Origin of the sequence: Actinomadura napierensis (assembly GCF_039529375.1) — a bacterium.
Lineage (GTDB): Bacteria > Actinomycetota > Actinomycetes > Streptosporangiales > Streptosporangiaceae > Spirillospora > Spirillospora napierensis.
Genome location: NZ_BAAAMR010000184.1, coordinates 1 through 12,232 on the forward strand (window position 1 = coordinate 1; position 12,232 = coordinate 12,232).

At 74.6% G+C, this 12,232-nt stretch carries 11 protein-coding genes; 7 read left to right on the forward strand and 4 right to left on the reverse strand.

The genetic code is table 11. The features are described from left to right. Window positions 1-111: 111 nt before the first annotated feature. Window positions 112-1,359, reverse strand: a complete 1,248-nt coding sequence (locus tag ABD296_RS47150) for a glycoside hydrolase family 26 protein (RefSeq protein ID WP_344284257.1) — start codon at window positions 1,357-1,359, stop codon at window positions 112-114. 214 nt (window positions 1,360-1,573) lie between these two features. Between ABD296_RS47150 and ABD296_RS47155 the strand changes: the two genes are divergently transcribed. Both ABD296_RS47155 and ABD296_RS47160 read left to right on the forward strand, forming a co-directional pair. Next, complete coding sequence (locus tag ABD296_RS47155) at window positions 1,574-2,869, forward strand: carboxylate--amine ligase (RefSeq protein ID WP_344284260.1); 1,296 nt, start codon at window positions 1,574-1,576, stop codon at window positions 2,867-2,869. Window positions 2,870-2,934: 65 nt separating this feature from the next. Then, the gene (locus ABD296_RS47160) at window positions 2,935-4,182 is read left to right on the forward strand and encodes an NAD(P)-binding domain-containing protein (protein WP_344284263.1); all 1,248 of its coding nucleotides are present in this window, start codon (window positions 2,935-2,937) and stop codon (window positions 4,180-4,182) included. Window positions 4,183-4,307: 125 nt separating this feature from the next. Here ABD296_RS47160 and ABD296_RS47165 read toward each other — a convergent pair whose 3' ends face one another. Beyond that, window positions 4,308-4,595, reverse strand: a complete 288-nt coding sequence (locus tag ABD296_RS47165) for a hypothetical protein (RefSeq protein ID WP_344284266.1) — start codon at window positions 4,593-4,595, stop codon at window positions 4,308-4,310. Between the two features lie 576 nt (window positions 4,596-5,171). Between ABD296_RS47165 and ABD296_RS47170 the strand changes: the two genes are divergently transcribed. The 3 genes from ABD296_RS47170 (at window position 5,172) to ABD296_RS47180 (ending at window position 8,058) form a co-directional block, all read left to right on the forward strand. Continuing rightward, on the forward strand, window positions 5,172-5,879 hold the full coding sequence (locus tag ABD296_RS47170) for a hypothetical protein (protein ID WP_344284269.1): 708 nt from the start codon (window positions 5,172-5,174) through the stop codon (window positions 5,877-5,879). Window positions 5,880-6,127: 248 nt separating this feature from the next. Continuing rightward, window positions 6,128-7,339, forward strand: a complete 1,212-nt coding sequence (locus ABD296_RS47175) for a chaplin family protein (protein WP_344284272.1) — start codon at window positions 6,128-6,130, stop codon at window positions 7,337-7,339. 167 nt (window positions 7,340-7,506) lie between these two features. Next, window positions 7,507-8,058, forward strand: coding sequence for a class E sortase (locus ABD296_RS47180; protein WP_344284275.1), 552 nt, complete (start codon window positions 7,507-7,509; stop codon window positions 8,056-8,058). 3 nt (window positions 8,059-8,061) lie between these two features. Here ABD296_RS47180 and ABD296_RS47185 read toward each other — a convergent pair whose 3' ends face one another. Beyond that, window positions 8,062-9,105, reverse strand: a complete 1,044-nt coding sequence (locus ABD296_RS47185; RefSeq protein WP_344284278.1) for a matrixin family metalloprotease — start codon at window positions 9,103-9,105, stop codon at window positions 8,062-8,064. 318 nt (window positions 9,106-9,423) lie between these two features. On the opposite strand from ABD296_RS47185, the gene ABD296_RS47190 reads away from it, so the two are divergent. Beyond that, window positions 9,424-10,422 carry a PRC and DUF2382 domain-containing protein gene (locus ABD296_RS47190; RefSeq protein WP_344284281.1) on the forward strand — a complete coding sequence of 333 codons (999 nt, stop codon included), beginning with the start codon at window positions 9,424-9,426 and terminating at the stop codon, window positions 10,420-10,422. 149 nt (window positions 10,423-10,571) lie between these two features. Continuing rightward, window positions 10,572-11,522: a GlxA family transcriptional regulator gene (locus ABD296_RS47195; protein WP_344284284.1), complete on the forward strand. Its 951-nt coding sequence runs from the start codon at window positions 10,572-10,574 to the stop codon at window positions 11,520-11,522. Here ABD296_RS47195 and ABD296_RS47200 read toward each other — a convergent pair. Further along, window positions 11,483-12,232: MFS transporter (locus ABD296_RS47200; protein WP_344284287.1), on the reverse strand; the 750-nt coding region annotated here is incomplete at its 5' end. The two genes, ABD296_RS47195 and ABD296_RS47200, sit on opposite strands and share 40 nt — an antisense overlap.

The window sequence follows — 12,232 nt, forward strand, 5'->3', positions numbered from 1 at the left end:
CGACATCGCCGAGACGGTGGCGCGGCTCGGGCCCGTCGCCCGCGAGGCCGCCGGCGCCCCGGTGCCGGACGGCGCGACCCGGGTGCTCGCGGCCGCCTCGACGTCGGAGGCTCAGCTCCTGGGCGCGGACGTCCTGGCCGACTCGGAGGCCCTGGCGATGTCGGGCGCGGGCCGCGCCGGGTCGGCGGGCGGCGCGGGCGGCGTGTTCACCGGCGGTGGAGCCGACGCCGGCGCGGTCTTCGTCGCGGGCGGCGCGGGCCGGGCGGGCGGCGGCGCGGGGCGCGATGCCGCGGGTGCGGGGTTCGGCACCGGCGGCGGAACGGACGCCGGTGCCGACGCCGGTGGGGACGCCGGGGCGGGCGAGCCGGCGGGCGGATTGGCGGCGCTGCCCGACGGGCCGGGCGACGGGGCGGTCACCCCGCCGAACAGCTCGCGGTAGGCCTGCGCCGACCGCGGGTTGGCGCCGCATTCCCACACGCCGTGCGGGCAGTAGTCCGTGATCGACTGGTAGACGACGTTATGCGAAACGATCCAGTCATGCATTCCCTGGATATATTCGGGGTTGTCGGAGTTGCGGAACAGGCCCCATTCGGGAAAGGAGATCGGTTTGCCGTGCGCGGCGGCGAAGTCGGCCTGCGCCTTCATCCCGTACGGCTGGTCGATGTAGTCCTGGAAGGAGCCGCCGGGCGGCTGGTCGTAGCTGTCGGACCCGATGATGTCCACGACGTCGTCGCCGGGATAGCACTCCGTCCACGGGATGGCGTCGTGGCCGCGGGTCGGCGCGAAATCGAACCGGAAACGCGCGCCGGGGACCGCGCGCATGGCCGTGACGATGCGCCGCCAGTACGCCTTCCACGCGCCCGGGTCGGGCGCGCACCGGCCGTCGTAGACGTCGCCGTTCATCTCCCAGCCGAGGACGAGCACCGAGTCGCCGGCGTTCAGCGCGACCAGGTTGCGGGCGAGCGCCCGGTAGTGGTCGTCGAACGCGCCCGCCGCGCCGCCGCGCAGCAGCGAGGACAGCACCATCGGCGGCATCTCCGCCTCGTTCGGGGCCATCATCGGCACGTTGACCGCCAGCGTCCGGGCCGGGTCGGCCTCCCGCCAGCGCGTCCACGGCTGCAGGATCTGCGGCGGGCCCTCGACGTCCTCCCACGAGTCGCCGGGCAGGTAGGTGCGCCCGACCGTCACCGTGGAGCCGAGCCAGCGCTGGAACCGCTCCACCCGCGCGACGCCCTCGGCGCCGGACCCGAGAAATGCCCCCAACGGCACATAATTCACCGTTTTATGGGCCGCCTGCGGCTGGAACCAGGTGACCAGGGTGGACGCCGCGAGCGCGACCAGTGCGGCGGAGGCGAGCAATACCGGAGAGAACGGAAGGAGCGGTGCGCGCCTTTTCCGCCGCGTTTCCTGCGGCCGCCGCCCGGTCGAATGGATATTCGCAGCTCGCATGCGTATCGTATGCCCTCTGGCGGCCGCAGCGAACGAATCGGCCAAGCGGCCGATCACAAAATTTACCTTGAAAGGGAAGGCTCGCCGTGCGCCACAATCCGCCGGAACCGGCCGGCTGACGCGGATGTTCCTCGACACTCTGACCCAGCCTTTCGGGCGCAGGTCCCGGGTCTCCGGGGGGCCGCCCCCGGAGGCGGTGCCGCCGCCGTCGCGGCCGCTGCTGGATCCCGGGCTGCCCGTCCTGCTGCTGCGCACCGACCACAACTTCTTCCACCACGGCAGCCTCGCCGCGATCCGCTCGCTCGGCCGCGCCGGGGTGCCGGTGCACGCCATCCTGGAGGGCCGCGCCAGCCCGGCCGCCCGGTCGCGCTACCTGTACCGGGGGCACCCGTGGGCGCCGCCCGCCGAACGGCCCGCCGAGCTGCTCCGCCACCTGCACGGGATCGCCGAGCGGATCGGCCGCCCGGCGCTGCTGCTGCCGGTCGACGACGCCGGCGCGCTGTTCGTCGCCGAGCACGCCGAGGCGCTCGCGCCCGCGTTCGCCTTCCCGCACCAGGACCCGGGCGTCCCGCGCCGCGTCGCCGACAAGTCGCAGCTCATCGCGGCGCTGCGGGAGCACGGCGTGCCGTGCCCGCAGAGCCGCACGCCGCGCAGCGCCGCCGACGTCGAGGACGCCGCCGCCGAGCTCGGCCTGCCGCTGATCGCGAAATGGGCGCGGCCGTGGCGGCTGCCGCCCGGCATGCGCAGCACCACCGTCGCGCACACGCTGGACGAGGCGTACCGGCTGTTCGCGGCCGGGCTCCGGCGCGACCCGCACGGCGACGCGGGCCCGCTGATCCTGCAGCGGCGCATCCCGAAGGCCGGCGGCGACTGGTTCTTCCAGGGCTACTTCGACGCGTCGCTGGACTGCCTGTTCGGCGCCACCGGCCGCAAGCACCTGGCGCATCCGCCGCAGGCCGGCCACACGATCGCGGGGGAGTGGGCGCGCAACCCGGAGCTGGAGCGGCTCGCGGTCCAGATCGTCCGGACGCTCGGCTGCCGGGGGCTGGTCGACCTGGACTTCCGGTTCGACGCCGGGACCGGCGCCTACCACCTGCTCGACTTCAACCCGCGGATCGGTGCGCAGTTCCGGCTGTTCACCGACCGGCGCGGGCTCGACCTCGTCCGCGTCCTGCACCTGGACCAGTCCGGGCGCGACGTCCCGCCGGCGCTGCCGGCGTTCGGCCGCCGGCTGCTGGTGGAGAACCACTACCTGCAGCAGACGATCGGCCGTCCGCTGCTGCGCGCGGGGACCCTCCGCCCGCTGCGCCAGGCCGACGAGCTGGCCTGGTACGCGGGCGACGACCTGCCGCCGTTCCTGGCCATGGGCCGGCAGAGCGTGCTGCGCGTGGCCCGGCGGCGGGTCCCGCGCCCGTCCTGAGGCGGCGCCTCCGCCCGCGGGCGGCCCTTCCACACGCATTGACACACACATCGGGGGAACGAGAAATGACCGATTCGGTCAGCGACGTCGTCATCGTCGGCGCCGGGCCCTACGGCCTGTCGACCGCCGCGCACCTGCAGAACCTCGGGCTGGGGGTGCGGGTCATCGGCACGCCCATGGAGTACTGGGCCACCAGCATGCCCGAGGGCATGCACCTGAAGTCCGAGCCGTTCGCCTCGAACCTCGGGGCGCCGCAGGAGGGCCTGCGCTTCACCGACCGCCACCCGGACTGGCGGCTCGGCCGGCCCATCCCGCTGGACACCTTCGTCGCCTACGGCCGCTGGTTCGCCGAGCAGGCCGTGCCGGGCACCGAGCCCGTCCAGGTGGTGAGCGTCGAGCGCGGCGCGCCGTCCGGGTACGCGGTGACGCTGTCCACCGGCGAGACGATCGCGACCCGCGCGGTCGTGATGGCGGTCGGCGTCGGGCCGTTCGCGCGCGTCCCCGACGAGCTGGCGGGGATGCCGTCCTGGCTCGTCTCGCACAGCGGCGATCACCGCGACCTCAGCCTGTTCGCGGGCAAGGACGTGGCCGTCGTCGGCGCCGGGCAGTCCGCGCTGGAGACGGCGGTGCTGCTCGCCGACGCGGGCGCGCACCCGCACGTCATCGCGCGGCGCGGCGAGATCGACTGGAACACGGTGCCGAAGGAGCACCGCACCCTCCCCGAGCGGCTGCGCCAGGGCCCGCGGTCCGGGCTCGGCACCGGGTACCGGACGTGGGTGTGGTCGCAGCGGCCCGGGCTCGTCCGGTACCTGCCGGAGCGGACCCGGCTGCGGCTGGTCCGCGAGACGCTGCCGCCGGCCGGGTCCTGGTGGCTGCGGGACCGGCTGGACGAGCGGATCCGCGTGTCGACGGGCCGGCGGCTGGTGAAGGCCGTCGAGCAGGACGACGTCATCGCGGTCACCACCGTCGACCGGACGGGCCGGCGGCTGGTCGTGGAGGCCGAGCACGTGATCGCGGCGACCGGGTTCGTGCCGGACGTGGAGCGGCTGACGATGCTCTCGCCGGAGCTGCGGGTGCGGGTGGACAACCGGCTCGGCGCGCCGGTGCTCAGCGCGAACTTCGAGTCCTCGATGCCGGGGCTGTACTTCGCGGGGCTCGCGGCGGCGCCGACGTTCGGGCCGGTGATGCGGTTCGTGCACGGCGCGGGCTTCGCGGCCCAGCGGATCGCCCGGCACATCGTGCACCGGACGCCTCCGGCGGCGGCGCCGGTACGGCCCGCGACCGCGCCGGCACTGGAGACGGACGCCCGGTAAGGCACGGGAGAAGAATCTCTCCGGTCGAAGGATCCTGCACCGGACGGGACGACGCCGGTGGCGCGCCGAGGCGGCGCGCCACCGGCGCCCGCGTTTCACGGGCCCTGCGGATGGGCCCGCTGGTGTCAGCGCCAGAGCGGGTGGGCGCGGCGGCGGACCCGCTCGACCCGGGACGTGGCGATGGCCCATTCGAGCCGGGCGAACAGCGTCCAGGCGCGGGTCCACTCCGGCCGGGTACGGGTGAGGATCCGCTCCGGCCTGCGGAAACCGCCGACGGCGCGGATGCCCTCGCGGCTGACCGAGTAGCGGACCGGCCGCGCGCGGGGCGCGCCGGGCGGGCGCGGGCGGGCCGGCCGGGGAAGGAACCGGTGCGGCAGCCGGGGCCACGTGTTCGCGGGCGAGGGGTCGGGCATGCGGTCGGCTCCTCGGCTAGACGGCCACCGTGTCACCGAATGTAGCGCATCGGATACCGCGCGCCATGCTTCTCCCGGACATCGGGGGAAACCGGATGCCGGGGCGGCCGGGGACGCCCGGTGACGAGTCGCGCTAATTCGGGCGAAGTCCAGTTAAACGGCCTGCTCTCGGGGCGGCGAACGCGCCGGGGAAAAGCGGATTCCATGACCGGGTAAACAATGGCAAAGACGCGCCGACCTGCCCGATGACACCTCGGTGAAAGCGCCCGGTGCGGTGCTACGGTCATGCCGACCGGCCAGGAACCGGACATCGGACGACGGCCCCGCGAGGGCCCGGAGCGAGGAGTTTCCGCAGTGCGACGCCTACCGATCCGCGACGGGGCGAGCCGCCCCGACGGGCGGCGGCGTGCCCTCGGAAACGTTCTGGTGCGCGTGGCCGCCATTGCCGGATTCGCGTTCGCCGGCTGGATCGCGCTCAGTTCCATGAACCAGTCCGCGCACGCCGCGCAAGGCGGATCACCGCGCAATGACACGGGTTCGGGAACGGATCGGTCCGCCCAATGGAGCCCGGTCGATGTGGACGGGCTTTCCACGCTCCGCCATTTCCGGTTCGAGCACGGACGCCCCACCGACCGGACGCCCGGCGCCGTCGCCGGCGACGTCCGCGAGGCCGGATCGCGCCCGGTCCCGTACCTCACCGGGCGCGGGCACGACGCCGTCCACGACGGCGGGCATGCGGCCCGCGGCGTGGTCCGGACCGTCGGCACCACGGTGAAGAAGACGGCCGATGCGACCGGCACGTCGCACCTGCGGCTCCCGGACGTCCGCACGTCCGGCTCCGGCGTCGGCCGGCTCGTGCACGGCGTCGCCGCCCCGCACTCCGCGCCGCACGGCGCGCAGCCGGACAAGGCGCACGCGTCGTCGCGTCATGACGGCGCCGCGCACGCCAGGGCCCACGGCAAGGCGCACGCGCAGATCGCGGCGGCCTCCAAGACGGCCCGCCACGCCGGCGCGAAGGCGTCGTCCGGCGGCCACCGCTCCGGCGGGCACTGCCGGATGTGCGGGGACGGGCACCGCGTGCCCGGCGCTCCCGCGATGCCGTCCGAGCAGGACGGCAACTCGCGCAGCGGGCCGCCGTCCGGCGGCCACCCGTTCGGCCCCGTCGCCGACCTCGGTGCCGCCGCGCACCCGCAGGCGCCGCGCGCCCTCGCGTCCGGTGCGTTCCACCGGACCGCGCTGACCGACAAGGCGGCCCCGGGCCGTCCCTCGGTCGTCCCCGACTAGCACCCGCCGCCGGACGTCCGCGCGATCCCGCGCGTCCCCGGCCGGAAGCCGCCTCCGCGGTACGGGCCCTTGCCGCACGCGTCCGTCGTGCGAGCCCGTACCGGCCGGACGGCCGCCTCCCCCGCATCCACCGATCTTTTCTCCCAACGGCACGGCCCTGGCCAGGCCGCTGCCCGCTGCGCTCACCCGGACGGTGCACGCAGTGATCATCACCGATTCACCGATTCACCGAAAGAAGGAGCAACACCATGCGCATCTGGGCAAGGAACACGGGCCGCGCCGCGCTCGTCGCGGCGGGCTGCGTCGCCATGGGGGCGAGCGGGCTCGGCGCCCCGGCCTTCGCGGACTCCACCACGAGCGGCGACCTCAGCATCCTCGGCGGCAACCAGGTCTACGCGCCGATCTCGATACCGATCGAGGCCAGCGGGAACGCCGTCGGCGCCGTCGCCGGGATCGCCCAGGCCGGCTCCAAGGGCGGCGCGGCCGTCGAGCGCCACGGCCGCGAGGGCGGCGACATGCACACCTCGGGCAACATGTCGATCGGCGGCGGCAACCAGGTCTACGCGCCGATCTCCGTCCCGGTCGACGTCTGCGGCAACGCCGTCGGCGCCGTCATCGGCATCGCGCGGGCCGGCTGCGAGGGCGGCTCCGCCGTGATCAACAAGGACGGGGACGGCGGCCAGCGCACCGGCGGCCGGGCCGCGACGCCCGGCGAGCGCCAGGCGGCACCCGCTTCCGGGACCGCCGACGCCGCCGGCAACGGCCGCATGGCCGCCTGGGACGGCGCCTGGAGCGGCGGCGGCGGTCAGGGCGGGAAGAAGATGCAGACGTCGGGCAACATGAGCATCCTGGGCGGCAACCAGGTCTACGCGCCGATCTCCGTGCCGGTGAACGTGTGCGGCAACGCGATCTCCCTCATCGGGGGGATCACCCAGGCCGGCTGCAAGGGCGGCGCCGTCGTCGCGCGCAAGGGCGACGACCGGCCCGACATGAAGACGTCCGGCAACATGAGCATCCTGGGCGGCAACCAGGTGTACGCGCCGATCTCCGCGCCCATCAACGTGTGCGGCAACGCGATCGGCGCCGTCCTCGGCATCGCGCAGGCGGGCTGCAAGGGCGGCGCCGCGGTCATCACCGGCGGCGGCCACAAGCACCACAAGCTGCCGCCGACGCTGCGCACCCCGAAGAAGCCGCACAAGAAGAAGCACTACAAGCCGGCCAAGCACCGTCCGGCGGCCGGGCACCACAAGCTGCCGTCGACCCTGCGCGGGTCGAGCGAGCGCGTCGCGACGGTCCCGGACTACCGCAGCGCCGACGGCATGCCCGCCGTGCAGGAGCTGCTGGGCAAGGTCACCCGTGTGGCCAAGCCGGTCGCGAGCGTGACGCCGGGGAAGGCCGACACGCAGCTGCCGCAGGGCAACCAGGTCCCGGTCAAGCTCGGCACCCCGCTGACCAACTGAGCCGCGGCCGGCCCGGATGACGATCCGGACCGCCGGGGCAGCCGGTGAAGGGGGCGGCAGACGTGCCGCCCCCTTCCCGCGTCCGGACGGCGCCGCCCTCCCGTGCGGGCGGCGCCGTCCGGCTCCCGGGACCGCAGGAGACGGAGACAGTTCAGGAGACGGAGACCATGATCGACAGAACGTTCCGCGCCCGGGTCCGGGCGCTGCCCGCGGCGGGCCTTCTCGCCGCCGGCTGCGTGGCCGCTGTAGGGACGCCGCCCGCGAGTGCCGCGCCGGCCGCGCCGGCCGCCGCCCGGTCGAAGACCGGCAAGGTGATCGCGACCATCGGGATCAAGCGGATGCACCTGGCGATGAAGGTGCGGGAGGGCGTCTCGGAGCGGGTGCTCAGCCAGGGCGTCGGGCACTACCCGCGGACGGCCCTTCCCGGACGCCTCGGCAACATCGTCCTGCTGGGGCACCGCACCACCTGGAAGCACCCGTTCGGCAGGCTGGACGCCATGCGGCGCGGCGACCGGATCGTCCTCAAGGCGCACCACAGGACCTACGTGTACCGGGTGCGCGGAAGGCACGTCATCAGGCCGACCGACCGGCGCGCGCTGGAACCCGTGCCGTTCAAGCCCGGAAAGGCGCCGGACGGTCAGTACGTCACGCTCATCAGCTGCACCCCGAAGGGCTCGGACCGGCGGCGCATCGTCGTCGTCGGCAAGATGAAGAAATGACGGCTATGCCGTCGAAGTGCGGCCGCCGTAAAGGGCGATGAGCCCGTCGTAGTCGCCCTTTCCGAGGGTGGCCGGGTCGTCGACGCAGGCCGCGACGGTCGGCGCCATGGTGAGCGCGGAGTGCTGCGACCCCTCGACGTGCCCGAGGCCGAGCATGTGGCCCGCCTCGTGCGTCGTGACGGCCGCGGCGTCGTAGCTGCCCGCCGGGCAGGACGAGCCGTCCTGCGGGCCCGGCCACCACTTCTTGCCCTGCGCCTGGAGCGCCGTGTCGCTCTCGATCGTCGTTGAGCCCCGGTACCAGGTGCAGGTGGCCGCCAGGATCTCCGGCTCGGCGGCCGGCATCGCCTCCCAGCCGGACACGTTCGTCCCGTCCCGGTCGCCGCAGGTGGCCTCGGTGGTCACGTTCGGGGCCGTGCCCGTCTCGCCGGCGTACTTCTCCGAGACGTCCGGCGGCGGCGTGAACTTCCGGGCGGAATTGCAGTCGGTCGCGGCGTTGAACACGTTGGAGATCCCGGTCGACACGCCCGACATGGGCAGTCCGGCGGTTCCCGCGTAGTAGTGCCACTCGATCGTGGCGCCCTTCGGCCACTTGCTCGGTTCCCGCTGGTAGGTGCCGTCCTTGCAGGGGTCGAGCGGCGCGCGGAACTGCCGCGGCCGGCCCTGCGGGACCCGCGTCCCCACGGTGGTGACGGTGACCTCGCCCTTCCGCTCGTCCACCCGGATGCGCAGCTCGGACGCGCCGTCGGTGCCCAGCGCGTGCGCGGTCACCGAGGTGCCGTCGGACGGGACCGCCGCGGCGAGCCCGTTCTCGCCGCGCACGACCCGGCCGCGCAGGTCGCAGTCGGACATCCGCACCTTCTGCGGCATCGCCCGCGCGGAAAGGGCCCCGCCGGGCTTGCACCAGACGGGCGGGCGCCGGGCGGCCAGTGCGGTGCCCGGTCCCGCGGTGACCGCGCAGGACAGAGCCGTGGCGGCGGCGGCGCCCAGCGCCGTGGTGCACAGTGCGCCGGTGCGCCGCCCGCGTCCGGCGGGCGAGACGTCGTCCATGCCATTTCTCCGATGTGTCGGTCCAGCTGCTGCGGTGCGGCCCTTCGCGCTCCAGCCGTGAGTCTTTCGCGGCGCCGGAAAAGGCAAACGGGCGCAGCCTAAAATGATCACCACGTTGCGAATAGCGCCCTTGTCGAATAGACGGGCATCTGCGCATCTTCCGGAAAACGTCGGCGCGGCGGCCGGAGGGCGCCCGCGGCGTCCCGGCGGCAGCCGGTAAGGCTTGGGCAAATCGCCGTTCATCATTGGGTAAACGCGTTTACCGGAGTGCGATGGGGAAAAATCAGGAGGTAATCAGGCAACTCGGGGGTGTTCAACGTGCAGACGCAGACACAGGTGCGGGAACTGATGGGCATGAGCGTGACCGACACCCACGGCACCAAGGTCGGCACGGTCAAGCAGGTCTACCTCAACGACGACTCCGGCGCGCCGGAGTGGGTGACCGTGCACACCGGATGGTTCGGGATGCGCGAGAGCTTCGTGCCGCTGTCCGGCGCCCGCAAGGCCCAGGACATGCTGCAGGTCCCCTACGACAAGGAAACGATCAAGGGCGCGCCCAACGTGAACGCCGACGAGCATCTGTCGCACGCGCAGATCGTCGACCTCTACCGGCACTACGGCGTGCGCCCGCCGAGCGGCCGCCGCACGGAGGGCGGCGAAGGCACGGGCACGGCCGAGGGCGACGCGGACCGCCGTACGGGCACGGGCGAGACCGGCCCGTCCGCGCAGGGCACGACCGGTGCCGAGGGCAAGGCGCCGTCCGGCATGGCCGGCACGACCGGCACCGCGGGAACCAGCGGCACCAAGGGCGCCGGCGAGACGGCGGGCGCGGCCGGCACGGCGGGCGCGGCCGGGATGGCCGTGCGTCCCGAGCGCGGCGGGCGCGGCGAGCCGCTGCCCGGGCAGCCGGGCGCGCCGATGACCGAGGTCACCCGGTCCGAGGAGCGGCTGCACATCGGCACCGAGCGGCACGAGGCGGGCCGCGTGCACGTGCGCAAGTGGGTGGAGACCGAGATGGTCGAGCGGACCGTGCCGGTCACCCACGAGGAGATCAAGATCGACCGCGAGCCGATCCGGGACGGTCAGCCCGACATGAAGGTCAACGTCACCGAGGACGACGTGGAGATCATCCTCTACGAGGACGTCCCGGTCGTGAACAAGGAGACCGTCCCTGTCGAGCGGGTCCGCGTCCGCACCGAGCAGGTGCGGGACGAGCAGACCGTCCGGGGCGAGCTGCGCAAGGAGCGCGTCGAGGTCACCCGGGACGAGGAGGCGCGCGGCGAGGGGGACGGGCCCGGAAGGCGCCCCCGCAGCTGAGCCCCGCACCGGCGCCGCCCGAGAACCGGACCGCGCGCGCCCGGCCGGCCCTTCCACCCGCAGGCCGGCCGGGCGCCCCGGCGTCCCCGGCACGGGCACGGGGCCGGATGCGCTGTGTCCGACATGGACATGGGCGTACGATTCCGGACATGGCCACGGTCGCGCTCGCCGTCAGCGAAGGGATCACGCTGTTCGAGGTCGCCGCCCCCTGCGAGGTGTTCGGCGTGGACCGCGGGCTGGCCGACCCCTGGTACGACTTGACCGTGTGCGCCCCCGCGTCCGTCCGGCTCGGCGGCTGGTTCCAGGTGACCGCCCCGGACGGGCTGGACGGGCTCGCCGCCGCAGGCACGGTCATCGTCCCGGCGTGCCGGAACGTCCTGGAAGAGCCGCCCGCCGATCTCGTCGCGGCGGTCCGGCACGCGCACGAGGCGGGCGCCCGGGTGGTGTCGATCTGCACCGGCGCCTTCGTCCTCGCCGCCGCCGGGCTGCTGGACGGGCGGCGCGCCACGACGCACTGGATGCACGCGGCGCGGCTGGCGGAGCTGTACCCGCGCGTCGACGTCGATCCGGGCGTGCTCTACATCGACGACGGGACGGTCATGACGTCGGCCGGCAAGGCCGCGGGCATGGACCTGTGCCTGCACATCGTCCGGCTCGACCACGGCGCGGCCGTCGCGAACGACCTGGCGCGGCGGCTGGTCGTCCCGCCGCACCGTCCGGGCGGGCAGGCCCAGTACATCCCGGCGCCCGTCACGGCCGGGCGGGACGAGCCGCTGGCGGAGCTGTTCCCGTGGGCGCTCGCCCGGCTGCACGAGCCGCTGACCGTCGAGGATCTCGCGCGCCGCGCCGGGATGAGCTCCCGCAACCTGGCCCGGCATTTCAACGCGGTCGCCGGGACGACGCCGCTGCAGTGGCTGCACGCCCAGCGCGTCCAGCGCGCCCAGGAGCTGCTGGAGACGACCGACGACGGCATCGACCTGATCGCCGACCGGACCGGGATGGGCACGGCCGCCACGCTCCGGCGGCACTTCAGCCGCGCCCTCGGCGTCTCACCGGACTCCTATCGCCGGACGTTCCGGGCGGCGGCCGGTTCCGGCTGAGCGGTCGGCGGTCGGCGGCTCGCGGTGGCAGGGCCGCCCGCCGTCCCGGCGAGTATCGGGATCACGAGAGTCAGCACGGCGAGCCCGGCGGTGATCAGCAGCAGGACGGCCGGCGGGGCGAGCCGTCCGGCGGCGGCCAGCGGGAACGGCACCGCGAAGCCGAGGTAGGAGACGGCCTGGTAGACCGACGTCAGCGCGGCGAGGCGGTCCGGGCGGGCGAGCCGCTGCACCTCCTGCAGCCCGCACACCTGGCAGGACCCGTAGCCCGCGCCGAGCACCAGCGCGGCAGCGACCGCCAGCCAGGGGCTGGTCGCGGCGGCGGCGCCCGCCGCGACCAGCATTCCGGCGATGACGAGGCCCATCGCGGCCGTGCGGAGCCGCTGCGGCGTGCGGGCGCGGCGGGCGAGCGGCTGCACCGCGATCCCGGCCGCGGACGCCAGCGCCGCGACGGCCGCGCTGTAGACGAGCGCGTACCCGCCGAGACGGTCCTCGACCTGGCCCGGAAGGTAGGCCAGGGCGACGGCCGCGGAGGCGAACACCCACGGCGCCAGCGGCACGACGACCGTCAGGAACCGCCGCCTGCGCGCCTCGGGGACGCGCAGCGCGTCGCGCAGGCCGCCGCCGGCCGCCGCGTCCGCCCGCCGGGTCTCCCGCGCCCGGAAGGGGGGGGGGAGGGGGAGGGGGGGGAGCAGGAGAAGCGGGGGGTACGG